The sequence below is a fragment of the Pseudomonas sp. Marseille-Q8238 genome (assembly GCF_965111915.1).
Window position 1 is genome coordinate 642888 of sequence record NZ_CBCOPI010000001.1, and the last position, 22764, is coordinate 665651.

Below are 22764 nucleotides of genomic sequence, written 5' to 3' on the forward strand. Positions count from 1 at the left end.
AAAATTTGCGTGTTCTCTATATTGCAAATTTTCGGCGAATGTCGTCTTCACGTTTGAGACAGTAACCAGATTGCTTGGGGTTATATGGTCAAGTGAAGAAGCGCATACGGTGGATGCCTTGGCAGTCAGAGGCGATGAAAGACGTGGTAGCCTGCGAAAAGCTTCGGGGAGTCGGCAAACAGACTTTGATCCGGAGATCTCTGAATGGGGGAACCCAGCCATCATAAGATGGTTATCTTGTACTGAATACATAGGTGCAAGAGGCGAACCAGGGGAACTGAAACATCTAAGTACCCTGAGGAAAAGAAATCAACCGAGATTCCCTTAGTAGTGGCGAGCGAACGGGGACTAGCCCTTAAGTTGATTTGAGATTAGCGGAACGCTCTGGAAAGTGCGGCCATAGTGGGTGATAGCCCTGTACGCGAAAATCTCTTATCAATGAAATCGAGTAGGACGGAGCACGAGAAACTTTGTCTGAATATGGGGGGACCATCCTCCAAGGCTAAATACTACTGACTGACCGATAGTGAACTAGTACCGTGAGGGAAAGGCGAAAAGAACCCCGGAGAGGGGAGTGAAATAGATCCTGAAACCGTATGCGTACAAGCAGTGGGAGCCTACTTTGTTGGGTGACTGCGTACCTTTTGTATAATGGGTCAGCGACTTATATTCAGTGGCAAGCTTAACCGAATAGGGGAGGCGTAGCGAAAGCGAGTCTTAATAGGGCGTTTAGTCGCTGGGTATAGACCCGAAACCGGGCGATCTATCCATGGGCAGGTTGAAGGTTGGGTAACACTAACTGGAGGACCGAACCGACTACCGTTGAAAAGTTAGCGGATGACCTGTGGATCGGAGTGAAAGGCTAATCAAGCTCGGAGATAGCTGGTTCTCCTCGAAAGCTATTTAGGTAGCGCCTCATGTATCACTGTAGGGGGTAGAGCACTGTTTCGGCTAGGGGGTCATCCCGACTTACCAAACCGATGCAAACTCCGAATACCTACAAGTGCCGAGCATGGGAGACACACGGCGGGTGCTAACGTCCGTCGTGAAAAGGGAAACAACCCAGACCGTCAGCTAAGGTCCCAAAGTTATGGTTAAGTGGGAAACGATGTGGGAAGGCTTAGACAGCTAGGAGGTTGGCTTAGAAGCAGCCACCCTTTAAAGAAAGCGTAATAGCTCACTAGTCGAGTCGGCCTGCGCGGAAGATGTAACGGGGCTCAAACCATACACCGAAGCTACGGGTATCACGTAAGTGATGCGGTAGAGGAGCGTTCTGTAAGCCTGTGAAGGTCAGTTGAGAAGCTGGCTGGAGGTATCAGAAGTGCGAATGCTGACATGAGTAACGACAATGCGAGTGAAAAACTCGCACGCCGAAAGACCAAGGTTTCCTGCGCAACGTTAATCGACGCAGGGTTAGTCGGTCCCTAAGGCGAGGCAGAAATGCGTAGTCGATGGGAAACAGGTTAATATTCCTGTACTTCTAGTTACTGCGATGGGGGGACGGAGAAGGCTAGGCCAGCACGGCGTTGGTTGTCCGTGTTTAAGGTGGTAGGCAGAGATCTTAGGTAAATCCGGGGTCTTAATGCCGAGAGCTGATGACGAGCGCTCTTTTAGAGCGTGAAGTGGTTGATGCCATGCTTCCAGGAAAAGCCTCTAAGCTTCAGGTAACTAGGAACCGTACCCCAAACCGACACAGGTGGTTGGGTAGAGAATACCAAGGCGCTTGAGAGAACTCGGGTGAAGGAACTAGGCAAAATGGCACCGTAACTTCGGGAGAAGGTGCGCCGGTGAGGGTGAAGGACTTGCTCCGTAAGCTCATGCCGGTCGAAGATACCAGGCCGCTGCGACTGTTTATTAAAAACACAGCACTCTGCAAACACGAAAGTGGACGTATAGGGTGTGACGCCTGCCCGGTGCCGGAAGGTTAATTGATGGGGTTAGCGCAAGCGAAGCTCTTGATCGAAGCCCCGGTAAACGGCGGCCGTAACTATAACGGTCCTAAGGTAGCGAAATTCCTTGTCGGGTAAGTTCCGACCTGCACGAATGGCGTAACGATGGCGGCGCTGTCTCCACCCGAGACTCAGTGAAATTGAAATCGCTGTGAAGATGCAGTGTATCCGCGGCTAGACGGAAAGACCCCGTGAACCTTTACTATAGCTTTGCACTGGACTTTGAATTTGCTTGTGTAGGATAGGTGGGAGGCTTTGAAGCGTGAACGCCAGTTTGCGTGGAGCCAACCTTGAAATACCACCCTGGCAACTTTGAGGTTCTAACTCTGGTCCGTTATCCGGATCGAGGACAGTGTATGGTGGGTAGTTTGACTGGGGCGGTCTCCTCCTAAAGAGTAACGGAGGAGTACGAAGGTGCGCTCAGACCGGTCGGAAATCGGTCGTAGAGTATAAAGGCAAAAGCGCGCTTGACTGCGAGACAGACACGTCGAGCAGGTACGAAAGTAGGTCTTAGTGATCCGGTGGTTCTGTATGGAAGGGCCATCGCTCAACGGATAAAAGGTACTCCGGGGATAACAGGCTGATACCGCCCAAGAGTTCATATCGACGGCGGTGTTTGGCACCTCGATGTCGGCTCATCACATCCTGGGGCTGAAGCCGGTCCCAAGGGTATGGCTGTTCGCCATTTAAAGTGGTACGCGAGCTGGGTTTAGAACGTCGTGAGACAGTTCGGTCCCTATCTGCCGTGGACGTTTGAGATTTGAGAGGGGCTGCTCCTAGTACGAGAGGACCGGAGTGGACGAACCTCTGGTGTTCCGGTTGTCACGCCAGTGGCATTGCCGGGTAGCTATGTTCGGAAAAGATAACCGCTGAAAGCATCTAAGCGGGAAACTTGCCTCAAGATGAGATCTCACTGGAGCCTTGAGCTCCCTAAAGGGCCGTCGAAGACTACGACGTTGATAGGTTGGGTGTGTAAGCGCTGTGAGGCGTTGAGCTAACCAATACTAATTGCCCGTGAGGCTTGACCATATAACACCCAAACAATTTGCTGTTTGTGTGCTCGATGGTTGAAGTCGACAAACAAACCGAAAATTTGCCTGAACACGCAATACCACCACATCACATACCCAATTCGCTGTAGCGACTAAACACCGATACAGCAACCGAATTGCTTGACGACCATAGAGCGTTGGAACCACCTGATCCCATCCCGAACTCAGTAGTGAAACGACGCATCGCCGATGGTAGTGTGGGGTTTCCCCATGTGAGAGTAGGTCATCGTCAAGCTCCTATCCCCAAACCCCCAATCCGAGTAATCGGGTTGGGGGTTTGGCTTTGCGCGACGGAAAAAGAGCACGCTGATTTCTAGGCAAGTCTGGTATGCATCGCTATGATGCCAGCCTCTTTTTGGGTCGAGACTGTCATGCAAAAGCTCCTGCAGCTATTACAGGATGGCGAATTTCATTCTGGTGAGAGCTTGGGCCGTGCGATTGGCCTGAGTCGGGCTGGTGTTTGGAAGCGCTTGCAGGGGCTGGAGGCAGAGTTTGGCGTTGCCATCTTTCGCGTGCGTGGGCGTGGTTACCGCTTGTCGTCCCCCATTTCGCTATTGCGCGCTGGTGATCTCAGCGAGAGCCTTGCCCCGTATGGATGGAAAGTTGTCCTTGCGGAGTCTGTGGGCTCGACCAATGCAGAGGCATTACGGCTGCTAAGTGCAGGGGCTGATGCTCCCTTGTTAGTCGTTGCGGAAAAGCAGAGTAGTGGCCGCGGGAGGCGTGGTCGCGCTTGGGTCAGTCCTTATGGTGCCAATCTTTACTACAGTCTGGGTCTTCGGCTCGATGGTGGCGTTTATCCCATTGAGGGTTTGAGTCTGACGGTTGGGCTTGCTGTGCGCCGGGTACTGCTCGAGTTTGGTTGCGAGGCTGTGGGGGTGAAATGGCCGAATGATCTGTTGCTCGATGGGCGAAAGATCGCTGGAATATTGATCGAACTCGCTGGCGATCCTTCAAGTATCTGTCAGGTCGTTATCGGCATAGGTATCAATGTCAATATGACTGGTGCGGTTGCGGATATCGATCAGCCCTGGGCTTCGCTGCGGGGGCATACGGGGCAGCTTATTGATCGTACAGCGTTGGCTTTGAGTTTGAGTCATTGGATGCAGCGCTATCTTGAGCTGCATCGCGAGAAGGGTTTTTCTGGTCTGCTCCAGGAGTGGGAGGCTTGCCATCTCTGGCAGGGGGCTGAAGTGAGTTTACTTGCTGGGCCGCAGCGTATTGATGGTGTTGTTCTCGGGGTGGATCGGCAAGGGGCTTTGCGCATGCGGGTTGCCGGGGAGGAGCGTCACTTTAGTGGCGGAGAGCTAAGCCTGAGGTTGCGTGATGATTCTTGAGTTGGACTGTGGCAACAGCCTTATTAAGTGGCGATTGATCGTTGCGGAGGCGAGAAATGGCCGCGTGCTCGGTGGTGTAGTCGGCTCTGCAGATGAGCTCTTTGTGGCGCTGGGTGATATAGCTGGCCTCGTTGTATCTGCGTGTCGCCTGGTAAGTGTGCGCAGTGATGAGGAGACGACGGAGCTGGCCTTGCGCATTGAGCAGGCTTTTTCTGTCCCGGTGCTACAGGCAAAGGCTGCGCAAATCCTCTGTGGCGTGAGCAATGGCTACAGCGATTATGCGCGATTGGGATTGGACCGCTGGCTCGCGCTTGTGGGGGCTTATCAACTGTGCGGTAGGGCATGTCTCGTTTTGGATCTTGGGACGGCCGTTACGTCTGATTTCGTGACGGCAGGAGGTGAGCATCTGGGAGGCTATATCTGTCCCGGGGTGCCGCTCATGCGCAACCAGTTGCGAACGCATACGCGAAAAATTCGCTATGACGATGTGGCTGCTGAGCAGGCCTTAAGTAATCTGTTGCCAGGACGCTCCACTGTAGAGGCGGTCGAGCGAGGTTGCTCTTTGATGTTGCGTGGGTTCGTGCTGACTCAATTGGAGTTGGCGCGAGAGCATTGGGGAGACGCATTCACTGTCTATTTGACCGGAGGGGATGCTTCGCTAGTGAGCGAGATGCTTCCTGGTGCTCATCTTGTGCCTGATCTGGTGTTCGTCGGGTTGGCTGCGGCCTGCCCCTTGTCCTGAGGTTTCTCATGCGCTGGCTGTTTCTTCTTTTGCTGGTCCTTAACCTCTTCTATTACGTGTGGCATCAGCAGCAGGCCCCTCTGCGAGCGAAAGAGGTTGCGCCGATATCCATGTATCGAGGCTCGCAACAAGGGATCCAATTGCTGAGTGAGGCGGATAAGCAGCGTGTGAGGCGCGATGAGGGGGGGGCGTTGCCGTCGTCTACACAGACTTGTCTGTTCCTTGGCAGCTTCCAGCAGGAGTCGGCAGCTCGCCAGGTTGAGCAGCGGCTGATGTCCTTGGATATTCGGGCTGAGGTTCATTCGGTCGATGCCGCTGCTGGCATGGATTATTGGGTTTATCTGGCTCCCCTTGCCTCTCGTCAGGCTTCGCTACGCCAACTTAAGGAATTGCAGGCGCGCAAGATCGATAGCTACATCATTACCCAGGGCGATCTGGCTAATGGAATATCGCTGGGTATCTTCCCTCGGAGTGACTCGGCGCAAAGCGTCATGCAGCGTTTGCGTGATGCTGGTTACGAGCCCTTGTTGCGTGAATTGCAGCGTGCGCAGCGTAGTTTCTGGGTGCGCATAGCTCCGGAAAGCCGTCGGCTGGCTGACGATGTTCTACTGCAGCAGCTGGCGGCTGACTTCAAGGAGCTACAACATCAATTAATGCCCTGTGAAGGCGTTGCAACCGCGCGATAGTTTGCATAGAATGGCGCCCGCTTCGCAGGGTGGTCACTTTTGGGTGAGTATGCGAAGTTACTGGCAATGCAGCTAAGCTCAGGTTTTTAATGAGAAAATGCTTGACAGTAGGGTGGCAGATAATGAGAATGCCGCCTCCTTATGGAGGGATTCCCGAGCGGCCAAAGGGATCAGACTGTAAATCTGACGTCATCGACTTCGAAGGTTCGAATCCTTCTCCCTCCACCAGATTTAGCGTGAGCCACAAGCTCCGCGGGTATAGTTCAGTGGTAGAACCTCAGCCTTCCAAGCTGATGATGCGGGTTCGATTCCCGCTACCCGCTCCATGTTTGTTGTTCCTGCATTGTGTAACGCTCATGTAGCTCAGCTGGTAGAGCACACCCTTGGTAAGGGTGAGGTCAGCGGTTCAAATCCGCTCATGAGCTCCACTTCAACAAAGGCAGATATGCAGATATCTGCCTTTGTTTTAATGGCGGCGTGACTCGCTCAATTCATTGATGGGAGACGGTCAAGATGGCTAAGGAAAAGTTTGAACGTAACAAACCGCACGTCAACGTAGGCACCATCGGTCACGTTGACCACGGTAAAACTACCCTGACCGCTGCTCTGACTCGCGTGTGCTCCGAAGTATTCGGTAGCGCCAAGGTCGACTTCGACAAGATCGATAGCGCCCCTGAAGAAAAAGCGCGCGGCATCACCATCAACACTGCGCACGTAGAGTACGACTCGTCCGTACGTCACTACGCGCACGTTGACTGCCCGGGTCACGCTGACTATGTGAAGAACATGATCACCGGTGCTGCCCAGATGGATGGCGCGATCCTGGTTTGCTCCGCCGCTGACGGCCCGATGCCGCAGACTCGCGAGCACATCCTGCTGTCCCGTCAGGTAGGTGTTCCGTACATCGTGGTCTTCCTGAACAAGGCCGACATGGTGGATGACGCCGAGCTGCTGGAACTGGTCGAGATGGAAGTTCGTGACCTGCTGAGCACCTACGACTTCCCGGGCGACGACACTCCGATCATCATCGGTTCCGCGCTGATGGCTCTGAACGGCCAGGACGACAACGAGCTGGGCACCAGTGCCGTCAAGAAGCTGGTTGAGACTCTGGATGTCTACATCCCTGAGCCGGTTCGTGCTATCGACCGTCCGTTCCTGATGCCGATCGAAGACGTATTCTCGATCTCCGGCCGCGGTACTGTAGTTACCGGTCGCGTAGAGCGCGGTATCGTCAAGATCCAGGAAGAAATCGAAATCGTTGGTCTGCGTGACACCACCAAGACCACCTGCACCGGCGTTGAAATGTTCCGCAAACTGCTCGACGAAGGTCGTGCTGGCGAGAACTGCGGCGTCCTGCTGCGCGGTACCAAGCGTGATGACGTCGAGCGTGGTCAGGTTCTGGCCAAGCCGGGCACCATCAAGCCGCACACCAAGTTCGAAGCTGAAGTGTACGTCCTGTCCAAAGAAGAAGGCGGTCGTCACACTCCGTTCTTCAAGGGCTACCGTCCGCAGTTCTACTTCCGTACCACTGACGTAACTGGTTCGTGCGAACTGCCAGAAGGCGTTGAGATGGTAATGCCGGGCGACAACGTGAAAATGGTTGTCACCCTGATCAAGCCGATCGCCATGGAAGATGGTCTGCGTTTCGCGATTCGCGAAGGCGGTCGTACCGTTGGTGCTGGTGTTGTTGCCAAGATCGTCGAGTAATCGGTTGATCTGATCCAGTTAGGCCGGCATAATGGTCGGCCTGACTTCAGTTTAGGCCAGTAGCTCAATTGGCAGAGCGGCGGTCTCCAAAACCGCAGGTTGGGGGTTCGATTCCCTCCTGGCCTGCCAGATTCCTAAAGATGTGGATCTGGCATTTCTTTGATTACAGGGTTCTTCTCATGAATGCCAAGGCTGAAGCTAAAGACTCACGCTTTGACTCGCTAAAGTGGCTCGTTGTTGTCGCTCTGGTTGTAGTTGGTGTGGTCGGCAATCAGTATTACTCGGCTGAGCCGCTCCTGTATCGTGTGCTGGCATTGCTGGTGCTTGCTGTGTTGGCGGGTTTCATTGCGCTGCAGACTGGGAAAGGTCGTTCTTTCTCTGTTCTGGCTAAAGAAGCGCGTACTGAGATTCGCAAGGTTGTATGGCCAAGTCGTCAGGAAACCACGCAAACCACGCTGATCGTTGTAGCGGTAGTGTTGGTCATGGCGTTGGTTCTTTGGGGGCTTGACTCCCTCCTGGGTTGGCTTGTTTCGTTGATTGTCGGTTAAGGGTGTCCCGTGGCTAAGCGTTGGTACGTTGTGCATGCTTACTCGGGTTACGAGAAGCATGTCATGCGCTCGTTGGTCGAGCGTGTCAAGCTGGCTGGCATGGAAGATGATTTTGGCGAAATTCTGGTCCCTACTGAAGAAGTAGTCGAGATGCGGAATGGCCAAAAGCGCAAAAGTGAGCGCAAATTCTTTCCGGGCTATGTGCTGGTTCAGATGGAGATGACCGAGGCGACTTGGCACTTGATCAAGAACACGCCTCGCGTAATGGGCTTTATCGGTGGTACTGCCGATAAGCCGGCTCCGATTACCGAAAAAGAAGCTGATGCGATTCTGCGTCGTGTTGCCGATAGCGGCGACAAGCCCAAGCCGAAGACGTTGTTCGAGCCGGGTGAAACCGTTCGCGTTGTTGATGGTCCGTTTGCGGACTTCAATGGTGTTGTTGAGGAAGTTAACTACGAGAAGAGCCGGATCCATGTGGCCGTGCTTATTTTCGGTCGCTCCACACCGGTGGAGCTGGAGTTCAGTCAAGTCGAGAAGGTCTAGCTGAACAATGCATCCCGTACCCCGCAGCGGTTAGCTGCGGGGTTTTGTCGTCACTGGGATAAAGGCGTTATTAACCGGGGAGCCATTTGGCGTTCGAACCCGTAACTGGAGTAGCTCATGGCTAAGAAAATCACGGCTTATATCAAGCTGCAAGTTAAGGCCGGTCAGGCCAACCCATCGCCACCCGTAGGCCCGGCTCTGGGTCAGCATGGCGTGAACATCATGGAATTCTGCAAGGCGTTCAACGCCAAGACCCAAGGCCAAGAGCCAGGTCTGCCGACTCCTGTGATCATCACTGTTTACAGTGATCGCAGCTTCACCTTTGAAACAAAAAGCACCCCGGCTGCTGTTCTGCTGAAGAAGGCTGCGGGCCTGACCAGTGGTTCCGCTCGTCCGAACACTGTCAAAGTGGGCACCGTTACCCGTGCTCAGCTGGAAGAGATCGCCAAGACCAAACAGGCCGATCTGACTGCAGCTGACCTGGAGGCGGCCGTGCGTACCATCGCCGGCTCCGCTCGTAGCATGGGCCTCAACGTGGAGGGTGTGTAATGGCTAAGCTGACCAAGCGTCAAAAGGCAATCGCCGAGAAAATCGAAGCCGGCAAGCAATACGGTTTTGAAGATGCCGCCAAGTTGTTGGCCGAGCTGTCTGCCGTCAAGTTCACCGAGTCGTTCGATATCGCCATCAACCTGGGTGTTGATCCGCGTAAATCCGACCAGGTCGTGCGTGGCGCTACCGTGCTGCCAAACGGCACCGGTAAAACCGTTCGCGTTGCAGTATTCACTCAGGGGCCTGGCGTTGAAGCTGCTCTGGCCGCTGGTGCTGACAAAGTTGGTATGGATGAGCTGGCTGCCGAAATGAAAGCCGGTGACCTGAACTATGACGTTGTTATCGCCTCCCCGGATGCGATGCGTGTTGTGGGTCAGCTGGGTCAGGTTCTCGGTCCGCGCGGTCTGATGCCGAACCCGAAAGTCGGTACCGTAACTCCGGACGTGGCCACTGCCGTGAAGAACGCCAAGGCTGGTCAGGTGCGTTTCCGTACTGACAAGAACGGCATCATCCACACCTCCGTTGGCAAGGTCGGCTTCGAAGCTGTCCAGCTGAAGCAGAACGTGGAAGCCCTGCTGTCGGATCTCAAGCGTCTGAAGCCGTCCACTTCGAAAGGCATCTACGTCAAGCGCGTAACCCTGAGCACCACCATGGGCCCAGGTCTGGTTATCGACCAAGCTTCGCTCGACGCGTAAGACATGTGACCGGTGGAGCAATCTGCCGGGTGAAAGATTGGGGTCCCTGCCTGGCGGGGGCTATCCAAGACCGTAGGCGGCGCAAGTCTTAAACCAGGAGAGCAATCTCCACAAGCCTACGCAGATGGTGCTCCCGGTTCCTTACCGAATCAGACACCAAAACGACATCCGGCCTTGGCTGGATGAAACGGTAACAAGCAGGAGTTTTACCCGTGGCAATTAAACTCGAAGACAAGAAGGCCATCGTCGCTGAAGTCAACGAGGCTGCCAAAGCTGCCCTGTCCGCTGTTGTGGCTGATGCCCGTGGTGTGACAGTAGGCGCTATGACCGGACTCCGTAAAGAGGCTCGTGAAGCTGGTGTATACGTACGCGTTGTGCGTAACACCCTGCTCAAGCGTGCCGTTGCAGACACTGAATACAGCGTCCTCAACGACTCGTTCACTGGCCCTACCTTGATCGCTTTCTCCAATGAGCACCCGGGCGCTGCCGCTCGTCTGTTCAAAGAGTTTGCTAAAGGTAACGACAAGTTCGAGATCAAGGCAGCTGCGTTCGAGGGCAAGTTCCTCGCAGCAAACCAGATCGACGTGTTGGCTTCGCTGCCAACTCGCGACGAAGCTATTGCACGACTGATGAGCGTCATCCAAGGCGCCACCAGCAAGCTGGCTCGTACTCTGGCGGCCGTTCGCGACCAGAAAGAAGCTGCCGCTGCCTAAGGCATCGAAAGCACTTTCAAATCACATGTTTAATTTGATGGCTGCGTAGGCTGTCACCCCAATACAGGAATTTATAGTCATGTCTCTGACTAACGAGCAAATCATCGAAGCCATCGGCCAGAAAACCGTTCTGGAAGTTGTTGAGCTGATCAAAGCGATGGAAGAAACCTTCGGTGTTACCGCTGCTGTCGCTGCTGCTGGCCCGGCTGCTGCCGCCGCTGTTGTCGAAGAGCAAACCGAGTTCAACGTTGTTCTGGTCGAAGCCGGCGAGAAGAAAGTCAACGTGATCAAGGCTGTTCGCGAACTGACCGGTCTGGGTCTGAAAGAAGCCAAAGAGAAAGTTGACACCGCTCCTCAAGTCGTTGCCGAAGCTCTGAGCAAGGAAGCGGCCGAAGACGCCAAGAAGAAGCTGGAAGAAGCTGGCGCCAAAGTCGAGCTCAAGTAAGCGACGACCTTGCGTCTACAGCCCGCGCGTTAAGCAACAGGCTGTCGGCTGGTGGCTTTTGCCACCGGCCTTTTTCCGTTATGGGCAGTTGCCGCAGGTGACTGTCGATAACGTGAAAATCCCGCTCGAGGGCGGTGCAAACCGAGGGTTTGCAAGATTTTCTGGCTGTTCCCGTCGGGTGCAGCCAAACAAGCAGGTGACCAAGCTGGGGAACGCTGATGGCTTACTCATACACTGAGAAAAAACGTATCCGCAAGGACTTTAGCAAGTTGCCGGACGTGATGGATGTGCCGTATCTCCTGGCCATCCAGTTGGATTCGTACCGCGAATTCCTGCAGGCGGGAGCAAGCAAGGAGCAGTTCCGCGACGTCGGCCTGCATGCGGCCTTCAAGTCTGTGTTCCCGATCATCAGCTATTCCGGCAATGCTGCTCTGGAGTATGTCGGCTATCGCCTGGGCGAGCCGGCATTCGACGTCAAAGAGTGCGTGCTGCGTGGCGTGACGTTCGCGGTACCGCTGCGGGTCAAGGTCCGTCTGATCATTTTCGACAAAGAGTCGTCGAACAAAGCGATCAAGGACATCAAGGAACAAGAAGTCTACATGGGGGAAATCCCCCTGATGACCGAGAACGGTACCTTCATCATCAACGGTACCGAGCGTGTCATCGTTTCCCAGTTGCACCGCTCGCCGGGCGTGTTCTTCGACCACGACCGCGGCAAGACCCACAGCTCGGGCAAGCTGCTGTACTCGGCGCGCATCATTCCTTACCGTGGCTCCTGGCTGGACTTCGAGTTCGACCCGAAGGACGCCGTTTTCGTGCGTATCGACCGTCGCCGCAAGCTACCGGCATCGGTTCTGCTGCGCGCGCTGGGCTACAGCACGGAAGAAGTGCTGAGCGCCTTCTACGCCACCAACGTCTTCCACGTGAAGGGCGAGTCCCTCAACCTGGAGCTGGTGCCGCAGCGCCTGCGTGGTGAAATCGCCGCGTTCGACATCCTGGACGAGAAAGGCAAGGTCATCGTTGAGCAGGGCCGTCGTATTACCGCGCGCCACATCAACCAGATCGACAAGGCCGGTATCAAAGAGCTGGAAGTCCCGCTCGACTATGTGCTGGGCCGCACCACTGCCAAGGCCATTGTGCATCCGGCTACCGGTGAGATCGTTGCCGAGTGCAACACCGAGCTGACCACCGAGCTGCTGGCGAAAATCGTCAAGGCCCAGGTCGTCCGTATCGAGACCCTGTACACCAACGACATCGATTGCGGTCCGTTCATCTCCGACACGCTGAAGATCGACTCCACCAGCAATCAGCTGGAAGCGCTGGTCGAGATCTATCGCATGATGCGTCCTGGCGAGCCGCCAACCAAGGATGCCGCCGAGACGCTGTTCAACAACCTGTTCTTCAGCGCCGAGCGTTATGACCTGTCGGCCGTAGGCCGGATGAAGTTCAACCGTCGTATCGGTCGTACCGAGATCGAAGGTTCCGGTGTACTGAGCAAAGAAGACATCGTCGACGTGCTCAAGACCCTGGTCGACATCCGTAACGGCAAAGGCATCGTCGATGACATCGACCACCTGGGTAACCGTCGCGTCCGTTGCGTCGGCGAGATGGCCGAGAACCAATTCCGTGTTGGCCTGGTGCGCGTCGAGCGTGCGGTCAAGGAACGTCTGTCGATGGCCGAAAGCGAAGGCCTGATGCCGCAAGACCTGATCAACGCCAAGCCGGTTGCGGCTGCCGTTAAAGAGTTCTTCGGTTCCAGCCAGCTCTCGCAGTTCATGGACCAGAACAACCCGCTGTCCGAGATCACCCACAAGCGCCGTGTCTCCGCACTCGGCCCAGGTGGTCTGACCCGTGAGCGTGCTGGCTTCGAAGTCCGTGACGTACACCCGACCCACTACGGCCGTGTGTGCCCGATCGAGACGCCAGAAGGTCCGAACATCGGTCTGATCAACTCCCTGGCTGCCTATGCGCGCACCAACCAATACGGTTTCCTTGAGAGCCCGTACCGTGTGGTGAAGGCTGGTCTGGTGACCGACGAAATCGTCTTCCTGTCCGCCATTGAAGAGGCCGATCACGTGATCGCCCAGGCTTCGGCGACCATGAACGACAAAGGCATTCTGGTCGATGAACTGGTTGCCGTGCGTCACCTGAACGAGTTCACCGTCAAGGCGCCGGAAGACGTCACGCTGATGGACGTGTCGCCGAAGCAGGTCGTTTCCGTCGCTGCCTCGCTGATCCCGTTCCTCGAGCACGACGATGCCAACCGTGCACTCATGGGTTCCAACATGCAGCGTCAGGCTGTACCGACACTGCGTGCTGACAAGCCGCTGGTCGGTACCGGCATGGAGCGCAACGTTGCCCGTGACTCCGGCGTTTGCGTCGTGGCTCGTCGTGGTGGCGTGATCGACTCCGTCGACGCCAGCCGTATCGTGGTCCGGGTGAACAACGATGAAGTCGAAACCGGTGAAGCCGGTGTCGATATCTACAACCTGACCAAATACACCCGCTCGAACCAGAACACCTGCATCAACCAGCGCCCGCTGGTGAGCAAGGGTGACAAGGTTTCGCGCAGCGACATCCTGGCCGACGGCCCGTCCACCGATATGGGTGAGCTGGCGCTGGGTCAGAACATGCGCGTGGCGTTCATGCCGTGGAACGGCTTCAACTTCGAAGACTCCATCTGTCTGTCCGAGCGCGTTGTCCAGGAAGATCGTTTCACCACGATCCACATCCAGGAGCTGACCTGCGTTGCCCGTGACACCAAGCTTGGCCCAGAGGAAATCACCGCAGACATCCCGAACGTGGGTGAGGCTGCGCTGAACAAGCTGGACGAAGCCGGTATCGTTTATGTGGGTGCTGAAGTCGGCGCTGGCGACATCCTGGTTGGTAAGGTCACCCCGAAGGGCGAGACCCAACTGACGCCGGAAGAGAAACTGCTGCGCGCTATCTTCGGTGAGAAGGCCAGCGACGTTAAAGACACCTCCCTGCGCGTGCCGACTGGTACCAAGGGTACCGTCATCGACGTCCAGGTCTTCACCCGTGATGGTGTCGAGCGTGACTCCCGCGCTCTGTCGATCGAGAAGATGCAACTCGACGAGATCCGCAAGGACCTCAACGAAGAGTTCCGCATCGTCGAAGGTGCAACCTTCGAGCGTCTGCGTGCCGCCCTGGTCGGCGCCAAGGCTGAAGGTGGTGCGGGCCTGAAGAAAGGCGCCGAGATCACCGACGAGTACCTCGACGGCCTCGAGCGCGGTCAGTGGTTCAAGCTGCGCATGGCTGACGACGCGCTGAACGAGCAATTGGAAAAGGCCCAGGCCTACATTTCCGACCGCCGCCAGCTGCTCGACGACAAGTTCGAAGACAAGAAGCGCAAGCTGCAGCAAGGTGATGACCTGGCGCCGGGCGTACTGAAGATCGTCAAGGTCTACTTGGCCATCAAGCGCCGCATCCAGCCGGGCGACAAGATGGCCGGTCGTCACGGTAACAAGGGTGTGGTCTCGGTGATCATGCCGGTCGAAGACATGCCGCACGATGCCAATGGCACTCCGGTCGACATCGTCCTCAACCCGCTGGGCGTACCGTCGCGTATGAACGTCGGCCAGATCCTCGAAACCCACCTGGGCCTCGCAGCCAAAGGCCTGGGCGAGAAGATCAACCGCATGCTCGAAGAGCAGCGCAAGGTCGCCGAACTGCGCAAGTTCCTGCACGAAATCTACAACGAAATCGGCGGGCGTCAGGAGAATCTGGACGAGCTGGGCGACCAGGAAATCCTCGATCTGGCGAAGAACCTGCGTGGCGGTGTGCCGATGGCCACTCCGGTGTTCGACGGTGCCAAGGAAAGCGAAATCAAGGCCATGCTGAAGCTGGCGGACCTGCCAGAAAGCGGCCAGATGCGCCTGACCGACGGCCGTACCGGCAACCAGTTTGAGCGCCCGACTACTGTCGGCTACATGTACATGCTCAAACTGAACCACTTGGTCGACGACAAGATGCACGCGCGTTCCACCGGTTCTTACAGCCTGGTTACTCAGCAGCCGCTGGGTGGTAAGGCGCAGTTCGGTGGCCAGCGTTTCGGGGAGATGGAGGTCTGGGCGCTGGAAGCCTATGGCGCCGCCTACACCCTGCAGGAAATGCTGACCGTGAAGTCGGACGACGTGAACGGCCGGACCAAGATGTACAAGAACATCGTGGACGGCGATCACCGTATGGAGCCCGGCATGCCGGAGTCCTTCAACGTGTTGATCAAAGAGATCCGCTCGCTCGGTATCGACATCGAACTGGAAACCGAATAACACGCACCGCCTATGTGGCACCCGGCCAAGGTCGGGTCGCCGCTGGTCCGTGAGGAGGAAAGGCCTTGAAAGACTTGCTGAATCTGTTGAAAAACCAGGGTCAGGTTGAAGAGTTCGATGCGATCCGTATCGGCCTGGCTTCGCCTGAGATGATTCGTTCCTGGTCTTTCGGTGAAGTGAAAAAGCCGGAAACCATCAACTACCGTACCTTCAAGCCAGAGCGTGACGGCCTGTTCTGCGCCAAGATCTTTGGCCCGGTCAAGGACTACGAGTGCCTGTGCGGTAAGTACAAGCGCCTGAAGCACCGTGGTGTGATCTGCGAGAAGTGCGGCGTTGAAGTCGCGTTGGCCAAGGTTCGTCGTGAGCGCATGGCGCACATCGAGCTGGCTTCGCCGGTCGCCCACATCTGGTTCCTGAAGTCCCTGCCGAGCCGTATCGGCCTGCTGCTGGACATGACCCTGCGTGACATCGAGCGCGTGCTCTATTTCGAGAGCTACGTGGTGATCGATCCGGGCATGACCACCCTTGAGAAGGGGCAACTGCTGAACGACGAGCAGTACTTCGAAGCCCTCGAAGAGTTCGGTGACGACTTCGACGCGCGTATGGGCGCCGAGGCTGTTCGCGAGCTGCTCAACGCCATTGACCTGGACCACGAGATTGGCCGCCTGCGTGAAGAAATTCCGCAGACCAACTCGGAAACCAAGATCAAGAAGCTGTCCAAGCGCCTGAAGCTGATGGAAGCCTTCAAGGACTCCGGCAACCATCCTGAGTGGATGGTCCTGACCGTTCTGCCGGTTCTGCCGCCGGATCTGCGTCCGCTGGTTCCGCTGGATGGTGGCCGCTTCGCGACCTCGGATCTCAACGATCTGTATCGCCGCGTGATCAACCGTAACAACCGTCTGAAGCGCCTGCTCGATCTGTCGGCGCCGGACATTATCGTGCGCAACGAAAAGCGCATGCTGCAGGAAGCCGTCGACGCCCTGCTCGACAACGGTCGTCGCGGTCGCGCCATCACTGGCTCGAACAAGCGTCCGCTGAAATCGCTGGCCGACATGATCAAAGGTAAGCAAGGTCGCTTCCGTCAGAACCTGCTTGGTAAGCGCGTGGACTACTCCGGTCGTTCCGTTATTACCGTGGGCCCGACCCTGCGCCTGCACCAGTGCGGTCTGCCGAAGAAGATGGCTCTGGAGCTGTTCAAACCGTTCATTTTCGGCAAGCTGGAAATGCGCGGTATGGCGACCACCATCAAGGCCGCCAAGAAGATGGTCGAGCGCGAACTGCCAGAAGTCTGGGACGTTCTCGCCGAAGTCATCCGCGAACACCCCGTACTGCTCAACCGCGCACCGACCCTGCACCGTCTGGGTATCCAGGCGTTCGAGCCGGTACTGATCGAAGGTAAAGCGATCCAGTTGCACCCGCTGGTCTGCGCCGCGTACAACGCCGACTTCGACGGTGACCAGATGGCCGTTCACGTACCGCTGACGCTGGAAGCCCAGCTCGAAGCGCGTGCGCTGATGATGTCGACCAACAACATCCTGTCGCCTGCCAACGGTGAGCCGATCATCGTTCCTTCGCAGGACGTGGTTCTGGGTCTGTATTACATGACCCGTGATGCCGTTAACGCCAAAGGCGAAGGTCGCGTATTCGCCGACCTGCAGGAAGTCGACCGGGTCTTCCGCGGTGGCGAGGCCTCGTTGCATGCGCGTGTCAAAGTGCGTATCAACGAAGTCATCAAAGACCGTGATGGCAGCATCACCAAGAACACCCGCATTGTCGACACCACTGTCGGCCGTGCGCTGCTGTTCCAGATCGTGCCGGCCGGCCTGTCGTATGACGTGGTCAACCAGCCGATGAAGAAGAAGGCGATCTCCAAGCTGATCAACCAGTGCTACCGCACTGTAGGCCTGAAGGACACCGTCATCTTCGCTGACCAACTGATGTACACCGGTTTCGCCTACTCGACCATCTCTGGTGTGTCGATCGGCGTGAACGACTTCGTCATCCCGGACGAGAAGGCGCGCATCATCGATGCCGCTACCGAGGAAGTGAAGGAGATCGAATCGCAGTACGCCTCCGGCCTGGTAACCCAGGGCGAGAAGTACAACAAGGTGATCGACCTTTGGTCCAAGGCCAACGATGAAGTGTCCAAGGCGATGATGGCCAACCTCTCGAAAGAGAAGGTTGTCGATCGCGAAGGTGCGACCGTTGACCAGGAGTCCTTCAACTCCATGTACATGATGGCTGACTCCGGTGCGCGTGGTAGCGCCGCCCAGATTCGTCAGTTGGCCGGTATGCGTGGTCTGATGGCCAAGCCCGACGGCTCCATCATCGAGACGCCGATCACCGCGAACTTCCGTGAGGGCCTGAACGTACTGCAGTACTTCATCTCCACGCACGGTGCGCGTAAAGGTCTGGCGGATACCGCACTGAAGACCGCGAACTCCGGTTACCTGACTCGTCGCCTGGTCGACGTGGCGCAGGATCTGGTAGTGACCGAGATCGACTGCGGCACCGAGCACGGTCTGCTGATGACACCGCACATCGAGGGTGGCGACGTGGTCGAGCCGCTGGGTGAGCGCGTGTTGGGTCGAGTGATCGCCAAGGACGTGTTCAAGCCGGGCACCGACGACGTTATCGTTCCAGCCGGTACGCTGGTTGACGAGCAGTGGGTTGAGTTCATCGAGCGTGCCAGCATCGACGAAGTCGTCGTGCGTTCGCCGATCAGCTGCGAAACCCGCTACGGCATCTGCGCCAAGTGCTATGGCCGCGACCTGGCTCGCGGGCATCAGGTCAACATCGGTGAGGCGGTTGGCGTTATCGCTGCTCAGTCCATCGGTGAGCCGGGTACCCAGCTGACCATGCGTACGTTCCACATTGGTGGTGCGGCATCGCGTACCTCGGCCGCTGACAGCGTCCAGGTGAAGAATGGTGGTGCGATCCGCCTGCACAACCTCAAGCATGTCGAGCGTGCCGACGGCAACCTGGTCGCGGTTTCGCGTTCCGGTGAGCTGGCTGTGGCCGACGAGTTTGGTCGTGAGCGTGAGCGCTACAAGCTGCCGTACGGTGCTGTGATTTCCGTGAAGGAAGGTGACAAGGTCGAAGCTGGCGCCATCGTCGCCAAGTGGGACCCGCACACCCACCCGATCGTGACCGAAATGAAGGGTACCGTGACCTTCGTCGGCATGGAGGAAGGTATCACCATCAAGCGTCAGACCGACGAGCTGACGGGTCTGACCAACATCGAGGTCCTGGACCCGAAAGATCGTCCGGCTGCTGGCAAGGAAATTCGTCCGGCCATCAAGATGGTCGACGCGAGTGGCAAGGAGCTGCTGCTGCCAGGTACTGACGTGCCGGCTCAGTACTTCCTGCCTGCCAACGCCCTGGTCGGCGTGGCGGATGGTGCGCAGATCGGTGTCGGTGATGTTATCGCCCGTATCCCGCAGGAAACGTCGAAGACCCGCGACATCACCGGTGGTCTGCCGCGTGTTGCCGACCTGTTCGAAGCCCGTCGTCCGAAAGAGGCGTCGATCCTGGCCGAGATCAGCGGCACCATCGCGTTCGGTAAAGAAACCAAAGGCAAGCGCCGTCTGGTTATCACCCCGACTGATGGTAGCGATCCTTACGAGGAGCTGATTCCGAAGTGGCGCCACCTGAACGTGTTCGAAGGTGAGCAGGTCAACAAGGGTGAGGTCATCTCCGACGGTCCGAGCGATCCGCATGACATCCTGCGTTTGCTGGGCGTCAGTGCGCTGGCCAAGTACATCGTCAATGAAATCCAGGACGTTTACCGTCTGCAGGGCGTGAAGATCAACGACAAGCACATCGAGACCATTCTGCGTCAGATGCTGCGTAAGGTTGAGGTCACCGAATCCGGTGATTCCAGTTTCATCAAGGGCGACCAGATGGAGCTGACTCATGTTCTGGGCGAGAACGAGCGTTTGGCCAGTGATGACAAGTTCATCGCCAAGTTCGACCGCGTGCTGCTGGGTATCACCAAGGCGTCGCTGTCTACCGAATCGTTCATCTCGGCGGCTTCCTTCCAGGAAACCACGCGAGTTCTGACCGAAGCGGCCGTGACCGGCAAGCGTGATTACCTGCGTGGCCTGAAAGAGAACGTGGTGGTGGGTCGTCTGATCCCGGCCGGTACCGGTCTGGCTTATCACAGTGAGCGCAAGCGTCGCCGTGAAGTCGACAAGCCGGTACGTGTCAGCGCCAGTGAGGTGGAAGCCGCACTGACCGAAGCGTTGAACTCCAGCAATTAAGTGCAGGTCCCGGGCGAGTGATCGCCCGGGGTTGCCTTGACGGGGAAGGTGAGTCTCTTTAGACTCATGCACCCCTAAATTTGGCAGGGCGTCGTGCTCTGCCATTTTGCTTTTGTTGTAATAAATAGCGTCGAAAGACAACAGTGGAGCTAGTAGATGGCAACTATCAACCAGCTGGTACGTCAGCCGCGCAAGCGTATCGTCGAGAAATCCGACGTTCCTGCGCTGCAGAACTGCCCGCAACGTCGTGGCGTGTGCACCCGTGTGTATACCACTACGCCGAAAAAACCGAACTCTGCACTGCGTAAAGTGTGCCGTGTTCGTCTGACCAACGGTTTTGAAGTCACTTCCTACATCGGTGGTGAAGGTCACAACCTGCAAGAGCACAGCGTCGTGCTGATCCGTGGCGGTCGTGTAAAAGACCTTCCGGGTGTGCGCTACCACACTGTTCGCGGTTCGCTGGATACCACCGGCGTTAAAGACCGTAAGCAGGGTCGCTCGAAGTACGGTACCAAGCGTCCGAAGTAATTCGTGCCGCGATTTTTCTATTTATTGAGTCGATAAGAGTAAGGTCGGGCGTAACCAGATGGTTATGGTCCCGGGCTAACCTGAAGACCGTTTGAGGGCTTATCATGCCAAGACGTCGTGTAGCAGCTAAGCGTGAGATTCTCGACGATCCGAAGTACGGGTCGCAGATTCTCGCCAAATTCATGAACCACGTGATGGAAAGCGGCAAAAAGGCCGTAGCCGAGCGCATCGTTTACGGTGCCCTGGATACCGTCAAAGCACGCAAGAACAGCGATCCCCTGGAGATCTTCGAGAAAGCTCTCGACGCCATCGCTCCGCTGGTCGAAGTGAAGTCCCGCCGTGTGGGCGGCGCGACTTACCAGGTTCCGGTCGAAGTTCGTCCGTCCCGTCGTAACGCTCTGGCCATGCGCTGGCTGGTGGATTACGCCCGCAAGCGTGGCGAAAAATCCATGGCACTGCGCCTGGCTGGTGAGCTGCTGGATGCTGCTGAAGGCAAAGGTGCCGCAGTTAAGAAGCGCGAAGACGTGCATCGCATGGCAGAAGCCAACAAGGCTTTCTCGCACTACCGCTTCTAATTTCAGCGCTTCTATATTCGCGAGGGCTTTATGGCTCGTACCACACCGATCAATCGCTACCGTAATATTGGTATCTGCGCCCACGTGGACGCCGGTAAGACCACTACTACGGAGCGCATCCTGTTTTACACGGGTGTCAACCACAAGCTGGGCGAGGTGCATGACGGCGCCGCGACCACCGACTGGATGGTGCAGGAGCAGGAGCGGGGTATCACCATTACCTCTGCTGCTGTCACCACTTTCTGGAAGGGTTCCCGTGGTCAGTTCGACAACTACCGCGTAAACGTCATCGATACCCCCGGTCACGTTGACTTCACCATCGAAGTAGAGCGCTCGCTGCGCGTACTCGACGGTGCCGTCGTTGTGTTCTGTGGTACTTCGGGCGTTGAGCCGCAGTCGGAAACCGTTTGGCGTCAAGCCAACAAGTACAAGGTTCCGCGCGTCGTTTACGTGAACAAGATGGACCGTCAAGGTGCCAACTTCCTGCGCGTAGTCGAGCAAATCAAAAAGCGTCTGGGTCACACTCCGGTTCCAGTTCAACTGGCTATCGGTGCAGAAGAGAACTTCGTTGGCCAGATCGATCTGGTCAAGATGAAGGCGATCTACTGGAACGACGACGACAAGGGCATGACCTATCGCGAGGAAGAAATTCCTGCGGAGCTGCTCGATCAGGCCGAAGAATATCGCTCGAACATGGTTGAGGCTGCTGCCGAGGCCAACGAAGAGCTGATGAACAAGTACCTGGAAGAGGGTGAGCTGTCGGTCGAAGAGATCAAGCTCGGTCTGCGTCTGCGTACCCTGGCTAACGAAATCGTTCCTGCCGTTTGCGGTACTTCGTTCAAGAACAAGGGTGTTCCCCTGGTTCTCGACGCCGTGATCGACTACCTGCCGGCTCCCGACGAAGTCGAGGCCATCAAGGGTGTTTCTCCGGACGACGACGAAGTTCACGATCAGCGTATCAGCTCCGATGACGAGCCTTTCGCTGCTCTGGCCTTCAAAATCGCTACCGACCCTTTCGTGGGTACGCTGACCTTCGTTCGTGTTTATTCCGGTGTGCTGGCTTCCGGCGACTCCGTGATCAACTCGGTCAAGGGTAAGAAAGAGCGTGTGGGCCGTATGGTTCAGATGCACGCTAACCAGCGTGACGAGATCAAGGAAGTACGTGCGGGCGACATCGCTGCTCTGATCGGCATGAAGGACGTCACTACCGGTGACACCCTGTGCGACCTGAACAAGCAGATCGTCCTCGAGCGTATGGACTTCCCGGAGCCGGTTATTCACGTAGCCGTTGAGCCGAAGACCAAGGCTGACCAGGAAAAAATGGGTATCGCTCTGAGTCGTCTGGCTCAGGAAGATCCATCGTTCCGCGTCAAGACCGACGAAGAAACCGGCCAGACCATCATTGGTGGTATGGGTGAGCTGCACCTGGACATCATCGTTGACCGTATGCGTCGTGAGTTCAACGTTGAGGCCAACATCGGTAAACCGCAAGTTTCTTACCGTGAAAAGATCACCAAGAGCTGCGAAATCGAAGGCAAGTTCGTTCGCCAGTCCGGTGGTCGCGGTCAGTTCGGTCACTGCTGGATTCGCTTCTCACCGGCTGACGAAGGTCAGGAAGGCTTGGTGTTCACCAACGAAGTCGTTGGTGGTGTGGTTCCGAAGGAATACATCCCGGCCATCCAGAAGGGTGTCGAAGAGCAGATGAAGAACGGCGTTGTTGCCGGCTATCCGCTGATCGGCCTGAAGGCGACCGTGTTCGATGGTTCCTACCACGATGTCGACTCCAACGAAATGGCGTTCAAGATCGCTGCTTCCATGGCAACCAAGCAACTGGCCCAGAAGGGCGGTGGCGTGGTGCTTGAGCCGATCATGAAGGTCGAGGTGGTAACTCCTGAAGACTACATGGGCGATGTGATGGGTGACCTGAACCGTCGTCGTGGCCTGATTCAGGGCATGGAAGATTCGGTTTCCGGTAAGATCATCCGCGCCGAAGTTCCGCTGGGTGAGATGTTCGGTTATGCGACCGACGTTCGCTCCATGTCCCAAGGGCGTGCGAGCTACTCCATGGAATTTTCCAAATACTCCGAAGCTCCGTCGAACATCGTCGAAGCACTCGTTAAAAAACAAGGCTGATTCAGTCCTTT

At 56.6% G+C, this 22764-nt stretch carries 15 protein-coding genes, 4 tRNA genes and 2 rRNA genes; all 21 read left to right on the forward strand.

The window, feature by feature from the left end; translation table 11 throughout:
* The first annotated feature begins 86 nt into the window (after positions 1 to 86).
* Positions 87 to 2978 (forward strand): 23S ribosomal RNA (locus ACWPW0_RS02790).
* 142 nt (positions 2979 to 3120) lie between these two features.
* Positions 3121 to 3236 (forward strand): 5S ribosomal RNA (gene rrf / locus ACWPW0_RS02795).
* A 136-nt stretch (positions 3237 to 3372) separates the two neighbouring features.
* Positions 3373 to 4335, forward strand: a complete 963-nt coding sequence (gene birA, locus ACWPW0_RS02800; protein WP_454254380.1) for a bifunctional biotin--[acetyl-CoA-carboxylase] ligase/biotin operon repressor BirA — start codon at positions 3373 to 3375, stop codon at positions 4333 to 4335.
* Positions 4325 to 5077 (forward strand): pantothenate kinase, encoded by a 753-nt coding sequence (locus tag ACWPW0_RS02805; protein ID WP_454254381.1) that lies wholly within the window; start codon positions 4325 to 4327, stop codon positions 5075 to 5077. Before birA ends, ACWPW0_RS02805 begins: the two co-directional genes overlap by 11 nt.
* A gap of 8 nt (positions 5078 to 5085) precedes the next feature.
* Positions 5086 to 5763: an SPOR domain-containing protein gene (locus tag ACWPW0_RS02810; RefSeq protein WP_447588828.1), complete on the forward strand. Its 678-nt coding sequence runs from the start codon at positions 5086 to 5088 to the stop codon at positions 5761 to 5763.
* A gap of 143 nt (positions 5764 to 5906) precedes the next feature.
* Positions 5907 to 5991 (forward strand) — tRNA-Tyr (locus ACWPW0_RS02815).
* Positions 5992 to 6015: 24 nt separating this feature from the next.
* Positions 6016 to 6089: transfer RNA gene (locus tag ACWPW0_RS02820), tRNA-Gly, on the forward strand.
* A 26-nt stretch (positions 6090 to 6115) separates the two neighbouring features.
* A tRNA-Thr gene (locus ACWPW0_RS02825) sits at positions 6116 to 6191 on the forward strand.
* 85 nt (positions 6192 to 6276) lie between these two features.
* The gene (gene tuf, locus ACWPW0_RS02830) at positions 6277 to 7470 is read left to right on the forward strand and encodes an elongation factor Tu (RefSeq protein WP_447588830.1); all 1194 of its coding nucleotides are present in this window, start codon (positions 6277 to 6279) and stop codon (positions 7468 to 7470) included.
* 53 nt (positions 7471 to 7523) lie between these two features.
* Positions 7524 to 7599 (forward strand) — tRNA-Trp (locus ACWPW0_RS02835).
* Between the two features lie 50 nt (positions 7600 to 7649).
* Positions 7650 to 8018: a preprotein translocase subunit SecE gene (gene secE, locus ACWPW0_RS02840; RefSeq protein WP_447588832.1), complete on the forward strand. Its 369-nt coding sequence runs from the start codon at positions 7650 to 7652 to the stop codon at positions 8016 to 8018.
* A 9-nt stretch (positions 8019 to 8027) separates the two neighbouring features.
* The gene (nusG, locus tag ACWPW0_RS02845) at positions 8028 to 8561 is read left to right on the forward strand and encodes a transcription termination/antitermination protein NusG (RefSeq protein ID WP_447588833.1); all 534 of its coding nucleotides are present in this window, start codon (positions 8028 to 8030) and stop codon (positions 8559 to 8561) included.
* Positions 8562 to 8678: 117 nt separating this feature from the next.
* On the forward strand, positions 8679 to 9110 hold the full coding sequence (rplK, locus tag ACWPW0_RS02850; protein ID WP_447588835.1) for a 50S ribosomal protein L11: 432 nt from the start codon (positions 8679 to 8681) through the stop codon (positions 9108 to 9110).
* Entirely contained in the window at positions 9110 to 9805 is a 696-nt protein-coding gene (gene rplA, locus ACWPW0_RS02855) for a 50S ribosomal protein L1 (RefSeq protein WP_447588837.1), read from the forward strand. The genes rplK and rplA overlap by 1 nt, the downstream gene beginning before the upstream one ends.
* A 212-nt stretch (positions 9806 to 10017) precedes the next feature.
* A complete protein-coding gene (gene rplJ / locus ACWPW0_RS02860) occupies positions 10018 to 10518 on the forward strand; it encodes a 50S ribosomal protein L10 (protein ID WP_192331643.1) in 501 nt (166 codons plus the stop codon).
* A gap of 79 nt (positions 10519 to 10597) precedes the next feature.
* Positions 10598 to 10963 carry a 50S ribosomal protein L7/L12 gene (rplL, locus tag ACWPW0_RS02865; RefSeq protein WP_447588839.1) on the forward strand — a complete coding sequence of 122 codons (366 nt, stop codon included), beginning with the start codon at positions 10598 to 10600 and terminating at the stop codon, positions 10961 to 10963.
* Positions 10964 to 11181: 218 nt separating this feature from the next.
* Positions 11182 to 15255 carry a DNA-directed RNA polymerase subunit beta gene (gene rpoB, locus ACWPW0_RS02870; RefSeq protein WP_447588840.1) on the forward strand — a complete coding sequence of 1358 codons (4074 nt, stop codon included), beginning with the start codon at positions 11182 to 11184 and terminating at the stop codon, positions 15253 to 15255.
* 65 nt (positions 15256 to 15320) lie between these two features.
* Complete coding sequence (gene rpoC / locus ACWPW0_RS02875) at positions 15321 to 19517, forward strand: DNA-directed RNA polymerase subunit beta' (protein WP_454254382.1); 4197 nt, start codon at positions 15321 to 15323, stop codon at positions 19515 to 19517.
* 156 nt (positions 19518 to 19673) lie between these two features.
* Entirely contained in the window at positions 19674 to 20045 is a 372-nt protein-coding gene (rpsL, locus tag ACWPW0_RS02880) for a 30S ribosomal protein S12 (RefSeq protein WP_021217014.1), read from the forward strand.
* 104 nt (positions 20046 to 20149) lie between these two features.
* Complete coding sequence (gene rpsG, locus ACWPW0_RS02885; RefSeq protein ID WP_003246741.1) at positions 20150 to 20620, forward strand: 30S ribosomal protein S7; 471 nt, start codon at positions 20150 to 20152, stop codon at positions 20618 to 20620.
* Positions 20621 to 20650: 30 nt separating this feature from the next.
* Complete coding sequence (gene fusA, locus ACWPW0_RS02890) at positions 20651 to 22753, forward strand: elongation factor G (RefSeq protein ID WP_447588846.1); 2103 nt, start codon at positions 20651 to 20653, stop codon at positions 22751 to 22753.
* The last annotated feature ends 11 nt before the right edge of the window (positions 22754 to 22764 follow it).